This is a genomic window from Paenisporosarcina sp. TG20, from assembly GCF_000286315.1.
In the GTDB taxonomy this organism is placed as follows: Bacteria; Bacillota; Bacilli; order Bacillales_A; family Planococcaceae; genus Paenisporosarcina.
Genome location: NZ_ALJG01000327.1, coordinates 1 through 24672, shown reverse-complemented (window position 1 = coordinate 24672; position 24672 = coordinate 1). Strand labels below are relative to the sequence as shown.

The following is a 24672-nucleotide window of genomic DNA, read 5'->3' as shown; positions in this document are numbered from 1 at the left end:
GCGTAGTGGCGTTCTTAGCCTTTACCATTTCTTGAGCTATCTTTAAGTTAGCATTCATTAAATTTAATAATGGAATAGAGATTTCAAATCCTGTTAACAAAAGTTTTGCGGACACGAAAGAATGAACAAGTGATGGTACAAAGTACAATGATCCAACGCTTTTGTGCTAAAATAACGGATATATCCGAAAATGAAAGGGTGATTTAATAATGAATTTATATGATTCAATAAAACTAAATTCCCTTTCTTCAAAAGTCAGTTGTGGTTGTAATAAAAGAACTGAAGACTTGGAGCAAGTTTTACAATCGGCAGTTATTTATCTAGAAGGTGAAAACATTGTTTCGTGAAATCACATTAACTGATTTATTTCTTTCACAAAAAAAGGAAATGCATACATTAATCGATGTACGCTCTCCAAAGGAATTTAATGAAGCATCAATTCCTGGGAGTATTAATATTCCTATTTTTAATAATGAAGAGCGTGCTGAGATAGGCACGATATATAAACAAGTAGGGGCAGAAGAAGCAAAAGAAAGAGGCTTAGTCATATTCTCACAAAAACTTCCCGCTTTCATTTCTGCCTTTAAAAACATGGACAAGCCAATAGCAGTTTTTTGTTGGCGCGGTGGTATGCGTAGTAAAACAGCGGCCACTGTACTAGATTTAATGGGGATTCAGGTTAGACAATTGTCTGGTGGGATTCGTTCATATCGTCAATGGGTCGTCAAGGAATTGGAAAAGAAGGAATTTGCACCAAAATTATTTGTTTTGAACGGTAATACAGGATCGGGTAAAACTGCTATTTTGAAGAAATTATCTCAAAAAGGCTATCCTGTAATGGATCTAGAGGAAATGGCTGGACATCGAGGGTCAATTTTTGGACAAATCGGTCTAGAGCCTAGTAATCAAAAAAAATTCGACTCTTATCTTCTCAATGAAATCAAACGACTTCAAGGTGAACCCCACGTGTTTATCGAGGGGGAAAGTAAAAGAATTGGGAAAGTCAGCTTACCTGATTTTCTATATGAGAAAAAAGAAAAAGGCCTGCAGCTATTTATCAATATTCCCGTTGATGAGCGAGTTAGAAATATTTTAATGGATTATAAGCCATGGGAATCTCCAGAGCGGTTTATAGAATCTTTTCAGCTAATTAAGAAACGTATTGAAACGCCGATTGCCAAACAAATCCAGGATGATTTGGAAAGTAGCAACTTTGCTCCAGCAACCAAACTTTTGCTCGAACATTATTACGATCCGAAATATGAACATACCAGCAATCAGTTTCCTGAGCAACAAAAGATTATTGTCAATGCTGTTGATGTTAATGACGCTTTTAAAAAAGTGCTTAAAGAGATTAGTAATTTAAAGTGATTTCGAAATAAGTGATACTAAGTAATTAGAGTAATGGAGTGGGAGTCAGCAATGTGGCATAAGGGAGAGACAGATGCATATCTACCGTAGAATTTCTTGCAGCAGGATTTGCAATTAAGCCTTTATTTATCAGGTTGTTAGATTATAATGATAGAAGTGAAAAAATAACTTTTTGTGAGGGAGAAAATGCATGGAACAAATTATTGAAATTGCTTACGCTAATTTACTATCCCCGATGATATTATTTTTCATCTTAGGAATAATTGCGGTTCTTGTAAACTCTGATTTAAAGGTACCAACAGCATTGTATACTGGATATACAATGATTATTCTTTTTACAATCGGAATTAAGGGCGGGATAGAACTTAGAAATGTGTCTTTTGGAGAAATGATACCAACCATTATAGCGGCAGTTTTTTTAAGTATAATCATGCTATTTATTTCTCTTCTACTCTTATATAAAGTTTTCAAATATTCCTATGAGGATTCTATTGCAATCGCTGCCCACTACGGATCGGTAAGTGCTGTTACATTTGTTGCTGGACTAGCTTTTCTTGATAAATTTGGAGTAGAATATGAGTCTTACATGTCTGCTGTTCTTGTGATTATGGAAGGACCAGCAATTATTTTAGCAATTATCATATATAAACTTCATGCTAATAAACAAGGAGAGCAGATTACAAACCCTGACGCTAGTATTAAACATGTTATAAAGGAAGCATTTTTTGGCAAAAGTATTTTCCTATTAGTAGGAGGGATTTTCATTGGCTTAGTTGCTCATAAGGATGGTTTAGAGAAAATACAACCGTTCTTCGGAGATTTATTTTATGGCATATTATGTGTGTTCCTATTGCATATGGGGATGGTCGCCACTTTAAGTATGATTAAAATGAAAAATGTTAAAATGACGTCCTTTTTATTTGCCTTTATCCTACCTCTTATTGGAGGAGGGCTTGGTGTTTTAACAGGTAGTATGATTGGTTTATCGGTTGGTGGAGTAACAATTTTAGCTGTTTTATCGGGCAGTGCTTCCTATATAGCTGCACCTGCTGCTATCGAACATGCAATTCCAAAAGCAAATTCTGGTTTATCTTTAGGTTCTGCCTTAGGACTTACTCTACCGTTTAATTTAATTATTGGAATTCCCTTATACTTTTGGTTAGCCACCTTATTGGGCTAAACGCACATAGATCGATAACAAGTGTTTCAACATTAAGAAGGCCTTTGATCATACGGATGGAGGATGCCTATTATGGACTCAGTATTGCCTTCTTTGATATTGGTAATAACTCCTTGGGATATTTCGTTGTGGGTTAACCATCTTGATTGGTTACCTTCCATAGTAAAACCCAAATAAATAGAGCGTTGTTGACAACTAGAATCTGAAAGTGGTGGTTCATTATCAAAAAATCGTCTACTTCCTTTGATTTGATATAACTCCCAAGAATCCTTCTGTTCAGAGAGCACCTGGTTTATAATTTCTAATGTACGTATTGGAGACCAACTTACAACTAAAGATATGGGGCCATTCTCTTCAACTGTCTTCCTAACTTGTTCTTCAAGTAATAAATAGTTAGAGTAATCAACCGCTAAACTAGTAATGAATTCTGGCTTAGACGCTTTATCCACCAACTTGCGATGTTTTTCCATCGTTCTGCCTATTATTGACACTTGATACCCTGTTTCTACAAGCCAAAGAGAAACATCAGCTAACATACCCGTACCGCCTATAACTAACGCATGCTTTGAACTCATTATCGACACCTCATTTTCATAATGGTTGATTGACGTATGTAGAAAATTGGACAATCAGCACTGAGTAAGTTCTGATTGTCCAATTTAATTTGTGTTGAAATTATAGTCTGATGAGAACCTTATTCTCAAGAAACATTTGGTTGAGCGGTTATATTATGATCACGGGGGAGTGCAAGACCAACGATTCCAATTATCGGTATAAACGATATGATAACCATCGTCGGATAAATACCAATGTGGTCCATGAGTATACCAATAACGACAGCTCCAATTGCACCCATTCCAAAAGAAAGCCCTACTGTCAAGCCAGCCATCGTACCAATCTTACTAGGCACAAGTTCTTGTGCATAAACCACGGTCACCGAAAAGCTCAACATGATAAAAAAGCCAATTAAAATTAATAGAATTAGGACGACAGGTATTGATGCATATGGCAAAAGTAGTGCCAAGGGTATTGGGACTAAAAGTGATAATACAATCACATTCTTCCTGCCAATTTTATCAGCAAAGGGACCACCGAAAAATGTTCCAGCTGCACCGACTGCAAGAAAAAGGAATATACATAGTTGCCCATTTTGAATTGTTAATCCGTACTCTTCTATTAAGTGAAAAATATAGAAGCTTGTAATATTCGTTACATAAAATGAACGAGCGAAAATAATGACCAGTAAAAGTCCAAGTGCTATGCCTACTTGTTTTTTTGTTAAATAGTCCATAGAGGATAAAAGTATTCTTTTACGATTAAGTAATCTTTCCTGTTCTAACTGTTCCTTATACCAAGCAGATATCTTCATTAAAATGAAGATACCGAAGGCCGCAACTAACAAGAATAGAGCTGCTCCTTTTTGTCCAAGAGGCACTAAAATATAAGCGCTGATGAGTGGTGCAAGTGCTTGCCCTGAGTTCCCACCTACTTGATAAATGGACTGGGATAGACCTCTTTTTGGTCCAGCAGCCATAAAAGATACACGGGAGCCCTCTGGATGAAAAATTGCAGAGCCGAGTCCTATGAAGATTACAGATACAAGAATCATCCAGTATTCCGGTGCAAACGCAAGTCCTGCAATTCCTAGAAATGAACAAGTCATTCCAAAAGGAAGAGAATAGGGTTTCGGCTTTCGATCGCTAAAATAACCCACGACTGGCTGCAGAACGGAAGCAACCATATTTAATGCAAACGCGATTAAACCCAACTGAGTAAACGTAAGACCAAGATCCTTTTCAAATACAGGAAACATTGCTGGAATAACTGATTGAAGCGAGTCATTTAATAAATGAACACCGCTAATCGCAAAAATGATTGGATAAACTGGATTTGATGCTAGTGAAGAAGACTGCGTTTTTTCTGATGTCATTATAACCCTTCTATTCTTCTAGACTCGAAATAATTTTATAGATGTATTATAACGTAGTTTTCCTATTAATAACCACAAAATATTCTGAGTTTTAAAAAGTTTAAATCCTCTTATATAATTAGTCACCGTATTATTAAGCTTGTTTCATTTTTGAATCATTTCTTATACTTCCCGAAAATAAAAAGATCGACCTCCTGATTTTATAATACCAAACCTCGAATATGTACTTCCTTTCCAGCATAAACATTAAAATACAGATGCTCATAAAGGAGTGATATTCATAGTGTATTCCAAAGAGGATCAAAAGGGTCAAGCTAGCCAAAAACCTATTGTTCAACCAGGGTTAGTGAATCAAACACCTGCAGTTCATACTCAATTATATTCAATTGAAGGAGTTCCCCAGCCAACTGAATATGTTACACATTTAGAGCCGGTATTTGTGCAACACATAAGCAGACATCAAGGTCAAACAATCGCATTAATGACGACTATTGGGAGAGTTGAAGGTATACTTGCAGGTGTTGGGGTGGATCATGTCCAAATAAACTTAGAGGATCGATCTTTGCATATCCGAAACATGCAAATTGTCTATTTCGAAGGACCATTAATGTCATATAAGTAAACATTCTGCTTCCGCCTCATGGAATACACAAATTTTAATTATATAAAGCGGATTAGCATTGAATTAAAATTAAAAGGACTTATCATACTAAATTCATCTCCATGAAAGAAATAGTATTACCAAAGGTAGTCACATTATTGTATGTATAAGTATGTGGTGATGTAAAGCTCGCCGCTACGAACTCTATAGAAAATCCAATAACGGCTGAAATTGTATCTTCAGCTGCTTTGCCTATTTAAAAGATGTATCCATTCTCTAGTTCAACCAAAACCATAATTGTTGAAAAGTGAAAGTGAATGGAAGAATACAAGTCTACTCAACTAATATAGGTTTCTTAGCTATGTAATAGTTAACGGCTATGGAAGAGAAAACTTTCTAATTTGCTTAAATTATTTAGCATTAAAAACCCATAAGATGAAAATTGGAAACACAGTTTATATACTGTGTTTTTTCTATTTTTGGGATGACTTAGAAAGTTAATGTGTAATAACGAGTTATAAAAGTTAATTAGTCATTATAATCTCCAAATAATCCAATGCACCTTATTGATTTTTAAAGTAATTGTTTAAATTGGCTAAGGCTTATATGGTAATAAGGTATCGTATTTAATATAATATAAGTAGGTAATAGGTTATTTCAAAATAGATGAACAAGAAGGAGAAGTACAACACTTTATGAAAGTTCTGATTCAACACTTTATAGAAAGTCCAAAGTTTAATCATTTTATTACGATTTTAATTCTAGTCAATGCATTATTAGTGGGACTAGAAACCTATCCAAGCATTGTTAGAGACTATGGAACATGGTTTTTGATAATCGATCTGATAATCTTAGGTTTATTTACAGTGGAAATTTTATTAAAACTAATGATTTACCGAACGAGCTTTTTTAAAAACGGATGGAACATATTCGATTTCATTATTGTTGTGGGAAGTTTGATTTTATATGGATCTCCTTTTATTAGCGTAATCCGTATATTCAGGGTTCTACGAGTTTTACGAACGATAACTACCATTCCTACCTTACGTCGGATTGTAACTGCCCTCTTTATGGCTATACCAACAATTAGTAGCGTCATGGTGCTCATGTCGATTATTTTTTATGTTTATGCAGTGATTGGTACGTTTTTATATGGTGAGATAGAGCCGGAATTCTTTGGGAATTTGGGCTTGTCATTCATAACGCTCTTTCAGATTTTTACACTTGAGTCATGGGCAAGTGGCGTTTTCCGTCCTATTTTTGAAGTAGTTCCTTGGTCGTGGCTGTATTTTACTTCATTTATAATAATTGCCACGTTTATAATGATTAATTTGATTGTAGGAGAAATCGTTAACAATGCTCAAAAGATATCTGATGAAATTGATGCCGAAACAAGTGAAATTAAAGAAGATACAGGAGAAATTCAACAACTTAAAAATGAAGTTGGAGAACTTAAAAGCATGCTGCAAACATTAATTGATCGAAGATAATACATGACTAAACAGACAGAAACATCTATTCTGAATTATATATGGAAACCTTCTAGTATAATTTGTATAGTTAGGAATTTTGTAGTTACTATGACTGTTTTGAAGACACCGCCAACTTATTTATTGGTGGTGTCTTTTGTATGTTAATTTTATTTTTGAATATTAGTATGGCAATAAAAATGCTGTGTTTATTCAAGGCTAAGATTTGAAAAAAGGGGATTTATAATGGAAAAGTGGTTAACATAATGAAGATTTTAAATAAAGAAAGGAGTTGAGAAAAATGAATATTAAAGCATTACTAATTAAATTTATAATGTGTACTGCTGTTTTATGGATTGTTTTAGGCTTGTTTTATGGAGTTCCATTTTCAGATGTTTTAATTACAAGTGTATTCCTAACAGTGTTTGCATATGCCTTGGATGTACTTGTCTTACCACGAGTAGGTAATGTTTTTGCATTAATGGGTGATTTTGTGCTTGCGTGGGCTGGTATCTGGATACTGGGTTCTTTCTTATTCCCAGAACTCATTCCTTTAGGAACAGCGTCGTTAATAGCTGCTATCATAATTACGATTGGCGAGGTGTTTTTCCATCGCTATATGGCAGAAGAAGTTTTTGATAAGCCACCAATGCTAGAAGAAAAAGTCGATACCAAATACAAAGGGAATTTACAAACAGAATTTGCAGAAGAAGTGGATATTAAATCGGCTGCAGAAGCGAAAAAGAAAGAAATCAATGTAATTAAGTCGAAAAAACGGGGAATTCACCGTAGACGATAAAACCCCTATATATAAGTAGAAACAGCAAAAGTTTTTTACTTTTGCTGTTTCTTTAGTTATTTTTTCTAATATCATAAGGAAAAAGTGACGATGCATTAATTTGTCAACTCTAAGCCTGTAGAATTCTCTAAGTTTGATCCGGATATTTGCTTAATATAATAACAATTGAGTTGTGGAGCATTTAATCATCTTTTTGTCTGAACAAACTGTTTAGCAAACAGGGCCTTAGAGGTCAGTTGCTGTTTTCAATTAACTACATTAAACCTTAATTTATAATTAAAAAAGTAATAGGATGATGGAGACATACTGGATTAATCCTATACATAAATATGGGACAAACTAGACAAGTTTAAACTAGTCAAAGTAAAAGTTAAAGATATTTTTTACGTTGTGTATTGAAAAGATAGGCTAGAGCTTGTTTCTGGTATTTGTATAGCCTGCAAGTATCAGATAGCATGGACGCAAAATCATTTATTCATTCCCGTGTCTGTTGTCTTTCCAATTTTCAAATTTAATTTCAAGTTCCACATTAACATTCACTTCACCCTAGTAATCTCTAGTTATCCTAGTTTAATAATTAAAAACTGTTCTCTATTCACGGCAATTAACATAGATTAATTCATAAAGTAAAGGAGGCATAGCTTTATATTAGTTAGTATATCTTTAAACATATCCTGGAAGTTTAGTAACTTACAAATTTTTATGTTTGATAATAGTTTGAAGGAACGTTTTACCATCAAAAGATGGGTAAATCATAAGGAGGAAGTCGGATGAAAAAGAATTTAGTTATGACAATAATTACATTTTTCATGATAAGTATTTTAGCTGGTTGCGGCAATGATGTTGAAAAAGCTGTAGCAGTAACTGGTGAAAAAGATAGTAGCGGAAATACTGTGTTAGACCGAATGGAAAAATCAAAAGTACTAAATGTTTCTTTTGAAGGTACATATCCTCCATTTAACTTTTTGGATGATAAGGATGAGTTTCAAGGTTTTGATGTTGATATTTCAAATGAAATTGCAAGCAGATTAGGTGTAGAAGCTAATTTTATCGCTACAAAGTGGGATGGGTTAATAGGCGGTTTGAAGGCTGATAAATTCGACATAATTATAGGGCAAATGACGGTAACAGAAGAAAGGAAAAAAAGTGTTGATTTTACAGATCCATACGTAATTACTGGGTCCGTATTAATTACTAGAAAAGAAACTAACGACATTACTAAACTAGAAGATATTAAAGGGAAAAAAGTAGGTGTTGGTGGCGGGACAACTTTTGAAGAAGTTGCAAATAGTGTTGATGGCGCTGACGTTAAATTGTACAAGGCTGTTAGCGATTACATTCAGGACCTTGAAAACAAAAGGCTAGATGTCATTATTAATGATCAGTTGTTAATAAGTTACAACATTAAAGAAAATGATTTACCTCTAAAAATTGCGAGTGATATCGTTAACAAGGATGAAATCGGTATGGCTGTTAACAAAGGAAACGAAGATTTTATCGAAATGGTAAATAAGGCATTAGCAGAGATGAAAGAGGATGGGACATACAACGAAATTTATAAAAAATGGTTTGGCACAGAACCTTTAGATAGTTAACAAGAAAATTAGTTTAGTTAAAAGAATAGCAATCAGTTATATTATTTTTTAGTTCAACACTAGTTAAGAAAATCAGAGAGGGGTTTTTAGGTGAACTTCGTAGTTTTGGGTGCTGGGATGATTGGTACCACAGTAGTAAGTGAAATCGCTAAATTTCATGGAATAGGTAAGATTACTGTGGTCGATGTGCGGCAAGAAAGCTTAGATAAAAGTTTGCAGATTGCAAATAGTCCAAATGTAATTGGAAAAGTTGCCTCATTAGAAACTGCAGAAGATATTGCAAAAATACTAAAGGATGCGGATGTAGCGGTTGCTTGTCTGCCGCATTCTTTAAGTCTCGTAGCAATAAAAGCTGCAATTGCTTCGAAATGTCATTTAGTTGACCTTGTAGGGTCTAAGTTCGATGAGAAAATCGAATTGCATAGGGAAGCTCAAGAGGCTGGTGTAATTATTGTACCTGGTTGTGGAGTTGCTCCTGGAATGACAAACTTTTTAGCTGCCCAAGGAATTGAAATGTTAGATCAAGCTGACGAAGCAGTAATGATTTGCGGTGGGGTTCCAAGATATCCAGTCCCTCCGTTGTGGTATCAAGTGGTCTTTCGTCTTGAAAGTGTATTGGGACTATATACTAAACCAGCCACGGCAGTTGAGGAAGGAGTAATTGTCGAATTTCCTCCTCTATCTAGGTTAGAAAAAATAACATTTCCAGAACCAGTAGGTATCTGTGAAACCGTTATTACTGATGCACATAGCACAGCATTCAGTTTAAAAGATAAAGTTAAAAATCTCTATGAAAAAACAGTTCGACACCCTGGACATTGGGGAAAAATGAAAATTTTAAGTGAATTGGGTTTCCTTGATAAGGATCCAGTTGAACTTAACGGAATTTCGATTACTCCAATAGCATTTGCAGAAAAAATTCTTGCCCCCAAATTACTTGGTACTTCCAATGAAGATATTACTGTAATGAGGGTTGAGGTAAGTGGTGTAAAAAACGGAAATTCAACGAGGTATATATGGGAAATGATTGACTTATATGATAATGAACGAAAAATTACTTCAATGGCTAAAACAACTGCTATTCCAGCAGCTTTAATAGCCAAGTGGATAGCATCGAAAAAAATAACGGAGACAGGTGTTATCCCGATAGAGAGTTTAATTGTAAGAGAAAGGTTCCAACCGTTTTTAGATGAGATAAGAAATTCAGGAATCGATATTAAATTCCAAGAGGAAGTAATAAAAGCGGTATCATCGTAACTTTGACAGGAGGGATGATGTATGGATACCACGATAATTATTGATTCGTTACCTTCTTTACTTAAAGCATCCATAATGACTATTTTATTAGCCGGAATATCGGTAGTTATCGCTCTTTTTATTGGATTTTTCACAGCCATCATTAGAATAGTTAAAATAAGAATTTTAAATGGACTTGCTAATGCATACGTTTCTATTATAAGAGGAACTCCACTTCTAGTACAAATATTTGTTATTTACTATGGTTTGCCACAAATAGGGATTGCATTAGATCCAATTTCTTCAGGGATATTAGCTTTAAGTTTAAATGCAGGTGCTTATCTATCTGAATCTTTTCGCGCTTCAATACTTGCTGTGGATAATGGACAGATGGAAGCATCTGTCGCTATGGGAATGACATATTCACAATCTTTAATAAGAATTATTCTGCCTCAAAGCATGAGAATTGCTATACCGACATTGGCAAACTCATTTATCGTGCTTATCAAAGATACATCACTTGTATCAGTAATAACTGTAACGGAATTGTTACAGATGTCGAGTTTAATCATTGCAAAAACGTTTGAACCGCTTACGATTTATTTAATGGCTGCAGCAATTTATTGGGTAATAATTTCATTTTTCTCAAATTTATTAGACAGATTAGAAATCAGAACATCTAAATACTTAATTAGGTAACAGTACTATTGAAAATACTAATGTTAGGAGATTGCTATGAGTGTTATTCAAGTAAATAACTTAAAAAAGAGTTTTGGATTCACTGAAGTTTTACTAGGAATCGACCTAACCGTTAATAAAAGCGAAGTGGTCGTAATAATGGGTCCAAGTGGTTCTGGAAAATCAACTTTGTTACGTTGCTTAAATTTCTTAGAAGAGCCAACAGAGGGAACCATAAGAATTGGTGAGTACGAAGTAAAAGCCGGTGGTAAAATAGATCGTATACGAAAAAAAGAGATTAGGGAGTTGAGGAAGAGAACGGGGTTTGTATTTCAATCGTTCAACATATTCCCTCATAAAACTGCTATTGAGAATGTAATGGAAGGTCCAATAGTTATACATGGAACAAAACCGTATGAGGCAAGGAAGTTAGCGGAGTCATTACTGGATAAAGTTGGACTTTTAGATCGTTGTGATTTTTACCCAGCTCAACTATCGGGAGGACAACAACAACGAGTAGCAATTGCTAGATCGCTAGCACTGAACCCAATGGTTATGCTATTTGATGAACCTACTTCCGCACTTGATCCTGAACTTGTTCGAGAAGTTCTCCAGGTAATTAAAGATTTGGCTTTAGAGGGTATGACTATGATAATTGTTACACACGAAATGAATTTTGCGAAAGATGTTGCGGACAGGGTAGTTTTCATGGACAATGGAGTAATAGTTGAACAAGGAACATCAGAAGAAATCTTTCAGTCTCCAAAAGAGGAGAGAACAAAAAAATTTTTAATGAATGTAGAATAGGTTTAGTGATAAATGATATCCATCCTGATTGCTTAACACAGTTTAAGGCAAACTCATAAAAATCCTTTCATTAATGACGTTTATTGTTAGGGATATTAGTTTAACATGTACTTTTTTGTCTTAGACTAACCAACAAGAGGTGTAAAAAAATGCCACATATCGTAGTCGAATATACTAATAACTTAAAAGATGAAACAGATATTTCACAGTTATTAAAATCATTACACGGGGTTCTTATTGACAGGTCTTCAATATTTCCTATTGGAGGTATTCGGTCTAGAGCAATTGAGCTCCAGACATATTATGTTGCTGATGGTACAGTAGAGGATGCCTATGTTCATGTCACATTTAAAATATTTTCAGGACGTTCTAAAGAAGTTAAAGAAGAGACATGTAAAGCGTTATTTGAAGTAGTAACGGATCATTTCAGTGATATATTTGACAGACGTTCATTAGCCCTTTCAATGGAGCTTGTGGAACTTAACGAGACAGGGAGTTTCATTATAAATAATATTCATCAACGTTATAAATAGAATTATGATAAAATCTTACCTGTTTACTTTACAGGTAAGATTTTTTGCATTAACAGTATGAGATTTCACATATACGTGATTTTGCTCTTTAAAGAGAACAAGATATTTATTCAACTCTCACCTAAATATTTTCCGGAAATTTTATCAACTAATCCTTTCACTATAATTCCCATTGTCAGATAACCAGTAGCGGAATACCAATGTTCCCAATTCAATAGAATATATATTCCTGATTTAACGAAGAGAGGTTCTACTACGAAGGCAGCAAAAAGAGTCACTAGTGTAAGGATAGCTAAATAGGATTTCCACTGTCTGAAGTATTGATATAACAACATATAAAATACAGGAATGATGCCTAAATCTATAGGATATTGAACGCTTGAGAAGGGAACGACATAGTAGGGATAAATCCACAAAGCCATTGATATTCCTATATCATCCAATACTAGTGCGGTTATACTTGTGAATAGACCAGTAAGTATTATAATATTCAACCTTTGCTTATCCACGAAATATGCCCATGTTATCCATAGACCAACAGTAATTAGGACAAGAAACCACCACTGATAGGAAAATAATATATTGTCATAAAAATTGTTTTTATGTAATTGAGCATAATGATTATGTAGATCAATCATTTCATTCATGAATGAGTGCATCCCTTCCTTAAATCACAATTCATAATTTAACAGTAGTAATGGTATGTTTTGTTTCATATAAAGAATATATACACTCGGAAGTAAGAATAAATAAACCTTTTATGGAAATCCTTTGTTAAGAACTATAAATAATAGGGGTTTCTAAAAAAAAAACTTCGAAAATGATAATATTGCAAGGCGGTACACTGCACATGTAAGTATACTAGGCACAACCCAAATTCATTTAAGAAGTCCGCTTATTATTGCATGGTGGAGTGCTGCTTTCCCAGGTTTTGGCCATATGTTGTTGTCTAAGTACCTTCGGGGATTTGTCCTATTTATTTGGGAAGTTCTAGTTAATACACTAGCTAATGTGAATTTGGCGATCATTTATTCATTTCAAGGGGAGATAGATAAGGCTATCAACGTGTTAGATACCAGGTGGCTCCTAGTATATTTACCGGTGTATTTATTTGGAATTTGGGACAGTTATCGAACAACAGTAGATTTGAATCAAGTTTATATATTGTCCAATCATGAAGAACATCGTTTCAATTCTTTTATTATAGACGCAGTGGAAATTAACTATTTAGACAAAAGAAACCCTATTATGGCAGCCATTTGGTCTTTGTTTGTACCAGGCCTGGGACAACTCTATATACATCGAATCTTGTCTACGCTCTTTGTGACTGTTTGGAGTCTTTTCTTCTTCTATATGTCAAACACTATTGAGGCATTACACCTTATAATTATAGGAGAAATTCAACTAGCAACTTCCGTCATAAATGGGGAATGGCTACTGATGTTACCTTCTTTATATGGTTTTTCCATTTATGATGCATATGTGAACACCGTTGAAAATAATAAGCTTTTTGAAAAAGAACAACGTAGATATTTAAAGGACAATTATCAGCATCCTGATTTTCGGGTATTAAAAGGTCAAAAAGGAAAGTGATAAACATGCAGCTATACTCAACGTTTGAAAATACTATCTACTTAGAAATGGTTATTGCGACATTAGAAAAGAGAGGCATTACAAAGGAAAACATCTATGCCGTCCCCCTTGATATCCGAATGGAAGAAAGAAAGTTATTTGATACTATTCATAGATCAGATGGCACATCAATGATTGATGTAGGGATAGCACTTGCAACGGTCTTTTCTGTTGTTGGTACTAGTATTGGTTTTAAATTGGCTTGGGGTCCTATTATTAGTGGGGTACTTAGTGGGTTCTTAGGGTTTTTTATAGGAGTGGCAATTAGACTTTTTACTGAAAAGGTCTTAAAGAAACGAAAAAGACTTGCACGAGGGAAAAATTCAGAGGTAATACTTATTATTAATTGTGAGGAAACAAAAGCGGAACTAGTTGAAAACATTCTTTGGGAGCACTTAGCATTAGGAGTAGCAAAAGTTAAATAACGGGGATGTCCATTTTCACAGACTTGCCTGAGCTGGAAGCTCAATGCTTTAGCGGTGGGAGTGTCAGTTTATGTCCAACACCAGCTAAAACTGGAACGTGGTACTCTGAAACAGATAATATGGGTGTCCCAGTGAACTTTCTCCTATACTTCTCTACAAGGATTTCTAAGTTATGTGGATAACTAAAAAAGAAGACACCTCCACCGGTTATTAACCAGTTTGAGGTGTCATTGTATTTATAAAATTATTAAATAATTATAGAGACTAGTATGAGCTATTGTTATTATTATTAAATGACTAGAGAGCGCCGGCGAATTTCAGCTTCCAACAAGTATATAAAGTCTGGACTAAGCTTTAATTCAGTAGCTTTAAAATAGGACTTTAACAACAATTTAGATGACAGGTTACTCATATTTGTGAATTCACCTCCAACATAAGAATGTATTTCTTGATAAAATTCTGTGAAACTTAAACTATTTCAACAGGTATTTTCTATGTATATTAAATCTATCAGATAGTTTTGTTTAGAACAACCGTTCTCTTATTCACAGTCAACAGTGGATAACCTGTGATTAACCTGTTAGTAATATTGATGATTGTATTCTTAGTCATCTGTATAATGTGTATAACTTTATCCACAGATGAAAAAAAGTGAGAAATTTGTCGAAACATTTTTTTTTTGAAAGAGTAATATTTTAGGAACTAGTTATTATTTTCCCTCAATTATGAATTAGTAAATAGTGTAAAGAAAAACTTTTCAAGGTAAGAACTAACCAATTGGTAAAATGGATTCGGTATCATAAGTTCTGTCTTTTCATACTATGAATAAACCATACCCTAACTGGAGGGAAAAGAATGGATATTTTAAATAAGGTAAAGAACTACCGTGAAGAAGAAGACAAACTTAAGTGGGAAGGTACGTTTCTTGAATACTTAGCCATTGTGAAGGAAAGACCAAGTGTTGCTCAAACGGCCCATTCACGTGTTTATAATATGATAAAGAGTGCTGGGTCAACAGAAAAAGATGGGCAAAAATTGTATGACTTTTTTGGAGAAGAAATATTTGGACTCGAAACGGCAATTGAACGACTTGTAGAAGAGTACTTTCATCCAGCTGCAAAGAGACTGGATGTACGGAAACGAATTTTACTATTAATGGGACCCGTTAGTGGAGGGAAATCGACAATCGTCACTTTATTAAAACGAGGTTTTGAAAAGTTTTCTAAGACAGATGAGGGTGCGGTTTACGCGATAAAAGGATGTCCGATGCACGAAGATCCACTTCATTTGATTCCAAACAATTTACGTAATGATTTTTTTGAAGAGTATGGAATCTTAGTTGAAGGCAGTTTATCTCCATTGAATGCAATGCGGTTAGAGAAAGAGTACAATGGCCGTCTTGAAGATGTGATGGTTGAGCGTATATTTTTCTCGGAAGACAAACGAGTTGGTATCGGAACGTACACTCCATCAGATCCAAAGTCCCAAGATATTGCTGATTTAACAGGAAGTATCGACTTTTCAACAATAGCGGAATTTGGTTCTGAATCAGATCCCCGTGCCTATCGTTTTGATGGTGAGTTAAACAAAGCAAACCGTGGGATGATGGAATTTCAAGAAATGTTGAAGTTGGATGAGAAATTTCTTTGGCTCCTGCTATCTTTAACACAGGAAGGAAATTTTAAGGCTGGTAGGTTTGCATTAATAAGTGCAGATGAATTGATTGTAGCTCACACAAACGAAACAGAGTATCATTCCTTTATTTCGAATAAAAAGAATGAAGCCCTTCATTCAAGAATTATCGTGATACCGATTCCTTACAATCTAAAAGTAGGTCAGGAAGAACGTATTTATGAAAAGATGATCAGGGAAAGTGATATGAAACATGTTCATATAGCACCACAAGCTTTAAAAGCTGCTGCTATATTTTCAATTTTAACAAGGTTAGAAGATCCTAAAAAACAGGGTATTGATATTGTAAAGAAAATGCGTCTTTATGATGGGGAAAGTGTTGAAGGATTTAACAAAATAGACGTGGAAGAGCTGCAGAAGGAGTTTCCGAGTGAGGGAATGAATGGAATCGATCCGCGATATGTAATCAACAGAATTTCATCCGCAATTATCCGTAAAGATGTTCCATCAATTAATGCTCTTGATGTTCTACGTTCACTGAAGGATGGGCTAGATCAACATGCCTCTATTTCACAAGAAGACCGTGAGAAGTATTTGAATTATATTTCAATAGCAAGAAAAGAGTATGATGAAATTGCGAAGAAAGAAGTTCAAAAAGCATTTGTTTATTCTTATGAAGAATCAGCAATAACATTAATGGAAAACTACCTTGATAACGTTGAGGCATTTTGTAATAAAAATAAACTGAGAGATCCACTTACTGGTGAAGAAATGAATCCAGACGAAAAATTAATGCGATCCATTGAAGAACAGATTGGCATTTCTGAAAATGCAAAAAAAGCTTTTAGAGAAGAAATTTTAATTCGACTTTCTGCTTATGCAAGAAAAGGAAAAAGATTTGAATATAACTCTCATGAGCGATTACGAGAAGCTATACAAAAGAAACTTTTTACAGATTTAAAAGATGTAGTGAAAATAACAACTTCGTCCAAAACGCCGGATGAATCACATCTCAAAAAAGTAAACGAAGTAGTTGCTAGATTAATTGATGAACATGGCTATAATTCAACTTCTGCTAATGAATTATTGCGTTATGTTGGAAGTTTGTTAAATAGATAAGTTAGAAATTTAATTGGATAAAAAACAAGACTATTATATTAAAAGTCTTGTTTTTTATTTCACTACAAAGGCAATTACTTGTTTATCATTGCATATTATAATAAAATTAAAAACTTTCTAATATAGATGGGTGTGGATGGAAATGAACGAAAAAGAAAATAATCATTTTGTCATCTCACAAGAAAATTGGTCCCTTCATCGCAAAGGGCACCAAGATCAACAGCGACACATGGACAAAGTTAAAGATGCGATTAAAAATAATTTACCCGATTTAATTAGTGAAGAAAGTATTATTAAGTCAAACGGAAGAGAAGTTATTAAGATTCCAATTCGGTCACTTGATGAGTACAAAATTCGTTATAATTACGATAAATCAAAACACGTTGGTCAGGGGGATGGCGAGAGTCAAGTTGGTGACGTTGTCGCTCGAGGTTCAGGAGATGAAAAAAGCGGGACTGGGAAAGGCAAAGAAGCAGGAGACAAAGCCGGGCAAGATTACTATGAAGCAGAGGTGACAATCTCAGATTTAGAAGATGTTCTTTTCAAAGAGATGGAATTACCAAATCTACAACAAAAAGAACAAGCTGACATAATAACTGAGGATATTGAATTTAATGACATTAGAAGAAAAGGCCTTATTGGGAATATTGATAAAAAGCGTACAATCTTAACAGCTATCAAAAGAAATGCTATAAATGGAAAAGCTGAAATTTCACCAATCCATAATGATGACTTGAGATTCAAAACATGGAATGATGTAACAAAACCGGAATCAAAAGCTGTCGTCCTTGCAATGATGGATACTAGTGGATCCATGGGGAATTTTGAAAAGTATATAGCTAGAAGTTTCTTTTTCTGGATGACAAAATTTTTAAGGTCTAAATATGAAACAGTTGAAATTGAGTTTATTGCTCATCATACAGAAGCCAAAGTTGTTTCTGAAGAAGACTTTTTTTCTAAAGGAGAAAGTGGTGGAACTATTTGTTCGTCCGCTTATGAAGTTGCATTAGATCTTATTAAAGAAAAATACAAACCTGCCCGCTTCAATATTTATCCTGTCCATTTTTCAGATGGAGAAAATATGTCGAGAGACAATGAAAAATGTGTGAATTTAGTAAATGAATTGATGGAAGTTTCCAGTATGTTTGGATATGGAGAAGTGAACGCGCATAGTCGCTATTCAACTTTGATGTCCACTTATAAATCGATATCAAATCCAAAGTTTCGTCATTATATATTGAAAGAAAAGCGTGACGTATATGATGCATTGAAAAGTTTTTTCCAAAAAGATATCACTTCAGTTTAAACGGCAGTGACCCTTGACTCGTCGGTGAAAAAAATACTTGAAGGGATTTAATTGATGGATACAAAGCTTCATCGTGCGATTGCTGAAATTACGGAAATTGCCTCTGGATTTGGCCTTGATACTTATCCAATGCATTATGAGATTTGTCCTGCAGATGTTATCTATACAATCGGTGCATATGGCATGCCGACACGTTTTACCCATTGGAGTTTTGGAAAGCAATTTCATAAAATGAAGTTACAGTACGATTTCGGGTTGAGTCAGATATATGAGCTTGTTATTAATTCTAATCCTTGTTATGCATTTTTGCTAAATACGAATAGTCTAATTCAAAATAAGCTAATTATCGCTCATGTACTTGCTCATTGTGACTTTTTTAAACATAATTCACGGTTTTCGAATACAAGACGAGATATGGTAGAAAGCATGACGGCAACTGCTGAACGAGTTGCAAATTATGAAGCAATTCATGGTAAAGATGAGGTGGAACGTTTTTTAGACGCTGTATTAGCTATTCAAGAACATATTGATCCATCCATTATCAGGCCCAAACTACCAGCTTATGACTTAGAAGAAGAAAAAGTTGTTGTTAAGAAAACACCTTACGATGACCTATGGAATATGGATAAATCAGCAACAGATAAACAAAAAATCATTGAAAAAAGAAAAAAATTCCCGCCACAACCTGAAAAGGATTTACTACTATTTATTGAGCAATACAGTCGTGAATTGGAAGATTGGCAACGTGATATTTTAACTATGATGCGAGAAGAAATGCTCTATTTTTGGCCTCAGTTAGAGACGAAAATTATGAATGAGGGTTGGGCTACCTACTGGCATCAGAAAATTATAAGGGAAATGAACTTAACTTCTGCTGAGTCGATTGAATTCGCTACATTGAACGCTAATGTTGTTCAACCGTCTAAAACATCAATTAATCCATATTATTTAGGATTGAAAATATACGAAGACATTGAAAAAAGATACGATCATCCTACAAAAGAGATGATTAAATTAGGTGTAAAACCTAATGCAGGAAAGGAAAAAATATTTGAAGTAAGAGAAATTGAATCGGATATATCTTTTATTAGAAATTATTTAACAAAAGAATTAGTTAAACAGGAAGATCTCTATTTGTTCGAAAAAAAGAACGGTAATTATGAAGTAACCGATAAAGATTATGAACATGTAAGAGACCAACTTGTATCCATGAGAGTGAATGGAAGTTTTCCTTATATTGAAGTTGAAAATGGAGATTATTTGAGAAATGGGGAACTGTATTTAAAGCACGGGTATGAGGGGATTGAATTGGATCCACACTATTTAGAACATGTACTTCCTTATATTTATCAATTATGGGGGCGTTCAGTGTACTTGGAAACGTATGTGGAGAAAAACCCAATTATTTTTTCATACGATGGGAAAAAGGTTAATCGGAGATCTGTCTGATTGAGTAGCAACATGACTAAAACAATATATTTGGACTATAGGAGCCTGGTAATCTTTTTTTAGATTCTCAGGCTCCTTTAGACTGTCTAGATTTAGTTAATTTGGTTGTGACGATGTGATACCTGTTATTCATTAACTAAATGTTGGTTGTTCTTGTTTATCTACTTTAACGAAATAATTTGCGATCATCGAACCTACAGATAAATTAATAATCATGTTAACAATTGGCGCAATTGCTGCAAGGTCTCCAATAAACTCAAATGCTAAAATCGCTGCAAGGGCGGTGTTACATAATCCAACTTGAAAAAGAAGAGCTCTAGCATCTTCTTCTGCTATGGAAAGTTTTTTTGCGATGAAATAAGCAGCTACCATAGGAAACACAACTTGAATAAACGTTACAAGTACAATCAGGGGTAATAATCCAAGCTCAAGACTAATGGCTTTTGAACCGTGACCTACTATTGTATGAATTATTAATAACAAGGAAAGAGAAGATCCAAATCTTGTAATGGATCTAGAGTGTATGGCTAGGTGTGGGAATAGACGTTGAATAAACAGTCCTATTCCTAAAGGAAGAAAAACTATGAAAAAGAAGGATTGAAGTAATTTTAAAAAAGATAAAGTTATTTGACTTCCAGAAAGTCCGAGCATAGAAAGTGGTGTAACTATTGGACTTATGGCGATATCAATTAAAGATGCTGCAATTACTAAAGATGCGTTACCTCCAGCTAAAAATGTATACAAGGTTGCTGCTGTAGCACTAGGGACTGTTCCGGATAAAATAATACCTGCTGCAATTTCTGGTTTAGATGAAAAAAAACTATAAGCTAGCCCAATTGATACCACAACGGTTAGTGTCCATTTTAATAAAACAGCTAGCAATAGCTCTTTCTTTTTCGTACGAATTCCCTTAATTGCTGATATATTCATCGAAAGACCCGTAAAAAATATAACTACACCTAGGAGTAAGCTAGGAACCCACGATGAAACCTTCCAATAAACAGGTGAAATATATGTAGATATGGCCACCAACACAATGAGGAGCGGCAGTCTTCTAGAAATAATGTCATTTACAAATCTCATGTCAGTGATCCCCTTCTACGATTAATAGTATTATAGTATCAAAATTCAGAAAAATATGATATCAATAAAATAAAATGAGTATTATCATAGATTATTGTTAGGCTTTCTTTACGCATCAAACAAAAAGATCCCCAAATCGAATGGATTCTAAAAGGGATGTCCACGATTCAGGGGTTGATCTATATATTGAAAGTAGAAGCCTCGTCCCATACTCCTAGACACTTTTTCTATGAATAGACTATCCTCCAACAATTTTATTTGGAAGCCATAAAATCAGTTCTGGGAAAAGAGCACATATGATTAGAGTGACTATTTGTAATCCCACAAAAGGCCATACACCTCTCATAATATCTTTTGTTTCAATTTCTGGAGGAGCAACTCTAATCCTTCACCAACAATTACATATAATAAAAATACTTGGGAAATATTCATACAAAGGAAGCCACTCGGTTTGATTGGCTTCCTTTGTATTACGATATTTTTTAAGCTGCACAAATCCTTGATGAGCAATACTCCATGTTATTTGTTCAATCTTTTTTTACTAGCACCATCATCCATACTTTTCGATTCCCTCCTATACATGACAAACAGCAAAGAGACTCCAACTTAATATTTACTAACGAATGTCAATATCATTAAAGATAAGTACCCTCTTTACTTGGAAATCGGAAAGATTCTTATCCTTCCATTAATTTCTTTCGTTCTTCCATTTGAGGTGGTTCTTCCATCCAACCGTTCTTAATCATTAACTTTGCACCTTCATGTGCATATTCGAAAGTATCTTTGTTGAATACCGACATTTTTGCCGCCAGATCGTTCCGTAAACTAAAAGCAGTTCCTAAGGCATTTCCCCCCATAGAAAAACTGCAAAACATACTGGTACAATACATCATAAGCTTATCGGAAAATGGAGCAACTGTTGAACGTGTCGCATTTCCACCCGAAGTAGCAGGTACTTGAATCCCATCTTCGAGAAATGTTTCACCCATTTCTTTAACCACACTTTTGGAGAGTTCTGCCCCTTTTGCAAAGAATTTTTTCACATCCGAATTATGGGCACATTGACCAAAACCAGTAATCATTTGTAATCCAGTAACATTCCCTTCGATTGCATGATAAACATATGCGACTTCTACTGCATTTAATGTTCGTTTTTTCCCGAGTTTGGTCAGCGGATTCATTCCAGACAAATAGTCTTTTTCTTTTACAAATTCAGCTGATCGGGGCATAGACACATAAGGAGATCGTGCAAGCAGTCCTGTTTCAATCAAATATTGAGTACATGCATTGTAATATGCCTGGGTAATGGCAGTCAGTTCTTTAAACAGCATGACAATATCTTCACGATATGCCATGTTTATATTAAGCGTATGCAACCCCATACTAATTTCTTTAAGTAACCGGACAAACATGATGTCAAAACCATTATCATATAGCTTAGGAACCTCTTTGTTCACATCTTCAGCAGTAAACCCAATTGGGATTGCTGCTCCTTCACTTTTGAAAATCTCTGTTATTTTTCCTACATAAACGTCAATTTCAGCATGTAAATTAGTCATGATTTTCTTGGCTTGTTTATCGTCTGCTTTTTCAATAAAATATTCTAAGATTCTTAAAATCATCGTTTTCTCTTGATATGTTAACCATAGTACACCAAGTTCGGAAGACGTTATGGCAGGTTGTTCAGGCATATTTAGTTCCTCCTAATACTTTTGTTGTTATAGTTTGACCTCAAATTGTTAAATTAATTCAGTTCTTTTTCTAAAATTTAAGGTCATTAAGCCATCCATACATGTATTTATCTCTCTTTTTCCTCTTTACTACTCGAATCTGTTGTGCCCTTTTTCTGAAATAAACGGGTACCTGTGTAAAAAAGAATTCAGACTATACACTACAATTGCATAAAAAGAAATCAGAAGACCTAAGGTAATGGGTTTCACCAAATCGATTCCTTATAAACTCTCATTTCTGTGAATTGTCATAATTTCCGTGGTGCCACCCACCGACAATTTTTTACTTAAAACTGTATTTCGTATCAAGTTTTTGATTAAAAGCGATCGATTTGACCAGAAAATAGGAAGAATTTATGTGTGGGTGGCACCTTTAGCGGCTACCGTCAAGTTGCCGCTCGGTAAGCGTAAAATAATCCCAACCTATCAAATAAGCGGTGATTAAAGTATTGTTTAAGAATTCTTACTGACACGGCATGCATCTGGCATGGTCGTTGGCCAAGGAAGTAGCTAATCTAAAGCGCTTGCGTCTTTCGTATCCATATTGGGGAGCTTTTCAAAGAGATTAGGTTAGATAGATTAATCCATTTCCCTAGCTGTCTCCACAATGCTGTAGATTATTGCGCTGCCTGAGAACGTTGCGGTGTGTAGGCAAACATCCAATTCTTCCGATAACGAATGGTTTGATGGAATACAAATGTCAACGGAATTATCTACACTTTTGATTTTTTAAGAATGTACACTTTTGTTAATCTTCCTTCTTCATATGACCTCTGAGACGATATGAGTTTCCAACGATATTTACTACTGCCGCATTATGAGGTGACACCGTACATCATGAGTTTATCTGAAAAGTGCCCCGTGAAAGGTGATTTTAATGTGATGTTGAACTTTAAGTCTCAAAGTATCTACCCGTAATATATTAATTTCGTCTTCATTAGTATTTTGATTGTTCATTATAGTCGTCAATAGCTAATGGTAGTTCCCGAGCTCCTTTTTCTATTAGTTAATGCATCCCGTTCCGCCGCTATTGGGGGGCGCTCCATCCGTCCGTTAATCATGATTTTCGCTCTGTTCACGGAATACTTCATAATCTCACCGCTAACCGGACATAATTTAAAATACTATTTAATCGAGTAATGCTGATGTGCAATATTGTCTCAATGACGAATGGAAATTTTTTCAGTATAATGGTAAATTGAAAGCAATTCTATAATTCTTATAAAAATGTTTAATCATAAAGGAGATATATGTATGTTTGATTGGAGAAATATATTTCGCGGAATGGCTATGGGGACGAGCGATATTATTCCAGGCGTCAGCGGGGGAACCATTGCAGTTCTATTAGGTATTTATGATAAATTTATCAATGCAGTTAGTGGTATTACAACAAGGGAATGGAAAAAACATTTCCCGTTCTTAGTTACTTTGGGTCTTGGAATGGGATCCGCAATCCTAGTTCTCAGCCATTTGGTGGAATGGTTACTTGAAGTTTATCCACAACCAACCAACTTCTTTTTTCTGGGATTAATCGCCGGAATTCTTCCTTATTTATTAAGGGAAGCGAACGTAAGAAGTACGTTTAAAGTTAAACATGTTGTGTTCATGCTGGTCGGTTTCATCCTAGTAGCAAGCATGGCCTTTTTTAAACCGGAAGAAATCAGCAACCCTATTGAAACGTTAACTCTATTGTCTGTTATTGGTTTGTTTTTTGCTGGCGCTTTAGCCAGTATGGCAATGTTACTTCCAGGAATCAGTGGTTCATTTATTTTACTTATTTTTGGTGTTTACCATACTGTAATAAATGCAATCACAACTATGAATTTACCCATTATTATGGTAATTGGAGCAGGCATTGCTTCGGGCTTTATCTTTAGCAGTAAAGGGATTAAATACTTACTTAATCGTTTCCCATTGATGATGTACGCGTTAATCATTGGATTAGTATTTGGTTCACTTTTTGTTGTGTATCCAGGACTAACAATAGCTTTTAACAATATTCTACTAAGTGTTTTTGCATTATTTTTTGGATTCTTTGTAGCAATTTGGCTTGGGAAGAAAGGTTGAAACAAAACCTTTTAGAGGTTGTTCAAAAAG

Annotated in this window: 22 protein-coding genes; 16 read left to right on the top strand and 6 right to left on the bottom strand. The window is 34.7% G+C overall.

Annotated elements, in window-relative coordinates; translation table 11 throughout:
• Nucleotides 1-336: 336 nt before the first annotated feature.
• Nucleotides 337-1371: a tRNA 2-selenouridine(34) synthase MnmH gene (mnmH, locus tag B371_RS0113615; RefSeq protein WP_019414881.1), complete on the top strand. Its 1035-nt coding sequence runs from the start codon at nucleotides 337-339 to the stop codon at nucleotides 1369-1371.
• 190 nt (nucleotides 1372-1561) lie between these two features.
• Nucleotides 1562-2551 (top strand): sodium-dependent bicarbonate transport family permease, encoded by a 990-nt coding sequence (locus tag B371_RS0113610; RefSeq protein WP_019414880.1) that lies wholly within the window; start codon nucleotides 1562-1564, stop codon nucleotides 2549-2551.
• Between the two features lie 32 nt (nucleotides 2552-2583).
• Here the strand turns inward: B371_RS0113610 and B371_RS0113605 are convergent, their stop codons facing one another.
• Together B371_RS0113605 and B371_RS0113600 are read right to left on the bottom strand one after the other, a co-directional pair.
• The gene (locus B371_RS0113605; RefSeq protein WP_019414879.1) at nucleotides 2584-3126 is read right to left on the bottom strand and encodes a hypothetical protein; all 543 of its coding nucleotides are present in this window, start codon (nucleotides 3124-3126) and stop codon (nucleotides 2584-2586) included.
• A gap of 125 nt (nucleotides 3127-3251) precedes the next feature.
• The gene (locus B371_RS0113600) at nucleotides 3252-4481 is read right to left on the bottom strand and encodes an MFS transporter (RefSeq protein ID WP_019414878.1); all 1230 of its coding nucleotides are present in this window, start codon (nucleotides 4479-4481) and stop codon (nucleotides 3252-3254) included.
• A gap of 283 nt (nucleotides 4482-4764) precedes the next feature.
• On the opposite strand from B371_RS0113600, the gene B371_RS0113595 reads away from it, so the two are divergent.
• The 8 genes from B371_RS0113595 to B371_RS0113560 all read left to right on the top strand — a co-directional run bounded on the left by B371_RS0113595 (nucleotide 4765) and on the right by B371_RS0113560 (nucleotide 12199).
• On the top strand, nucleotides 4765-5103 hold the full coding sequence (locus tag B371_RS0113595; RefSeq protein ID WP_019414877.1) for a DUF2642 domain-containing protein: 339 nt from the start codon (nucleotides 4765-4767) through the stop codon (nucleotides 5101-5103).
• Between the two features lie 674 nt (nucleotides 5104-5777).
• Nucleotides 5778-6572 carry an ion transporter gene (locus tag B371_RS0113590; RefSeq protein WP_019414876.1) on the top strand — a complete coding sequence of 265 codons (795 nt, stop codon included), beginning with the start codon at nucleotides 5778-5780 and terminating at the stop codon, nucleotides 6570-6572.
• A gap of 280 nt (nucleotides 6573-6852) precedes the next feature.
• Nucleotides 6853-7350: a YndM family protein gene (locus B371_RS0113585; protein ID WP_019414875.1), complete on the top strand. Its 498-nt coding sequence runs from the start codon at nucleotides 6853-6855 to the stop codon at nucleotides 7348-7350.
• A gap of 770 nt (nucleotides 7351-8120) precedes the next feature.
• Nucleotides 8121-8945, top strand: coding sequence for a transporter substrate-binding domain-containing protein (locus B371_RS0113580; RefSeq protein ID WP_019414874.1), 825 nt, complete (start codon nucleotides 8121-8123; stop codon nucleotides 8943-8945).
• Between the two features lie 90 nt (nucleotides 8946-9035).
• Complete coding sequence (locus tag B371_RS0113575; RefSeq protein ID WP_019414873.1) at nucleotides 9036-10202, top strand: saccharopine dehydrogenase family protein; 1167 nt, start codon at nucleotides 9036-9038, stop codon at nucleotides 10200-10202.
• 21 nt (nucleotides 10203-10223) lie between these two features.
• Complete coding sequence (locus B371_RS0113570; RefSeq protein WP_019414872.1) at nucleotides 10224-10880, top strand: amino acid ABC transporter permease; 657 nt, start codon at nucleotides 10224-10226, stop codon at nucleotides 10878-10880.
• A 36-nt stretch (nucleotides 10881-10916) separates the two neighbouring features.
• Complete coding sequence (locus B371_RS0113565; protein ID WP_019414871.1) at nucleotides 10917-11666, top strand: amino acid ABC transporter ATP-binding protein; 750 nt, start codon at nucleotides 10917-10919, stop codon at nucleotides 11664-11666.
• Nucleotides 11667-11815: 149 nt separating this feature from the next.
• The gene (locus B371_RS0113560) at nucleotides 11816-12199 is read left to right on the top strand and encodes a 5-carboxymethyl-2-hydroxymuconate Delta-isomerase (RefSeq protein WP_019414870.1); all 384 of its coding nucleotides are present in this window, start codon (nucleotides 11816-11818) and stop codon (nucleotides 12197-12199) included.
• A gap of 110 nt (nucleotides 12200-12309) precedes the next feature.
• Here B371_RS0113560 and B371_RS0113555 read toward each other — a convergent pair whose 3' ends face one another.
• Nucleotides 12310-12846, bottom strand: a complete 537-nt coding sequence (locus B371_RS0113555; RefSeq protein ID WP_019414869.1) for a CBO0543 family protein — start codon at nucleotides 12844-12846, stop codon at nucleotides 12310-12312.
• Nucleotides 12847-13138: 292 nt separating this feature from the next.
• Here B371_RS0113555 and B371_RS0113550 point away from each other — a divergent pair, with 292 nt between their 5' ends.
• Together B371_RS0113550 and B371_RS0113545 are read left to right on the top strand one after the other, a co-directional pair.
• Entirely contained in the window at nucleotides 13139-13792 is a 654-nt protein-coding gene (locus B371_RS0113550) for a hypothetical protein (RefSeq protein ID WP_019414868.1), read from the top strand.
• A 5-nt stretch (nucleotides 13793-13797) separates the two neighbouring features.
• Entirely contained in the window at nucleotides 13798-14256 is a 459-nt protein-coding gene (locus B371_RS0113545) for a hypothetical protein (RefSeq protein WP_019414867.1), read from the top strand.
• Between the two features lie 289 nt (nucleotides 14257-14545).
• Here the strand turns inward: B371_RS0113545 and B371_RS22955 are convergent, their stop codons facing one another.
• The gene (locus B371_RS22955) at nucleotides 14546-14668 is read right to left on the bottom strand and encodes a sporulation histidine kinase inhibitor Sda (protein ID WP_083844983.1); all 123 of its coding nucleotides are present in this window, start codon (nucleotides 14666-14668) and stop codon (nucleotides 14546-14548) included.
• 443 nt (nucleotides 14669-15111) lie between these two features.
• Between B371_RS22955 and B371_RS0113540 the strand changes: the two genes are divergently transcribed.
• From B371_RS0113540 to B371_RS0113530, 3 genes are all read left to right on the top strand, one after another.
• Nucleotides 15112-17007: a PrkA family serine protein kinase gene (locus B371_RS0113540; protein ID WP_019414866.1), complete on the top strand. Its 1896-nt coding sequence runs from the start codon at nucleotides 15112-15114 to the stop codon at nucleotides 17005-17007.
• 142 nt (nucleotides 17008-17149) lie between these two features.
• Nucleotides 17150-18313: a sporulation protein YhbH gene (gene yhbH, locus B371_RS0113535; protein ID WP_026023069.1), complete on the top strand. Its 1164-nt coding sequence runs from the start codon at nucleotides 17150-17152 to the stop codon at nucleotides 18311-18313.
• 54 nt (nucleotides 18314-18367) lie between these two features.
• Nucleotides 18368-19762: a SpoVR family protein gene (locus tag B371_RS0113530; protein ID WP_019414864.1), complete on the top strand. Its 1395-nt coding sequence runs from the start codon at nucleotides 18368-18370 to the stop codon at nucleotides 19760-19762.
• A 132-nt stretch (nucleotides 19763-19894) separates the two neighbouring features.
• Here the strand turns inward: B371_RS0113530 and B371_RS0113525 are convergent, their stop codons facing one another.
• The gene (locus tag B371_RS0113525; RefSeq protein ID WP_019414863.1) at nucleotides 19895-20845 is read right to left on the bottom strand and encodes a bile acid:sodium symporter family protein; all 951 of its coding nucleotides are present in this window, start codon (nucleotides 20843-20845) and stop codon (nucleotides 19895-19897) included.
• Nucleotides 20846-21522: 677 nt separating this feature from the next.
• Nucleotides 21523-22536, bottom strand: a complete 1014-nt coding sequence (locus B371_RS0113520) for a DUF3231 family protein (RefSeq protein ID WP_019414862.1) — start codon at nucleotides 22534-22536, stop codon at nucleotides 21523-21525.
• A 1293-nt stretch (nucleotides 22537-23829) separates the two neighbouring features.
• On the opposite strand from B371_RS0113520, the gene B371_RS0113515 reads away from it, so the two are divergent.
• Complete coding sequence (locus tag B371_RS0113515) at nucleotides 23830-24642, top strand: DUF368 domain-containing protein (RefSeq protein ID WP_019414861.1); 813 nt, start codon at nucleotides 23830-23832, stop codon at nucleotides 24640-24642.
• Nucleotides 24643-24672: the final 30 nt, after the last annotated feature.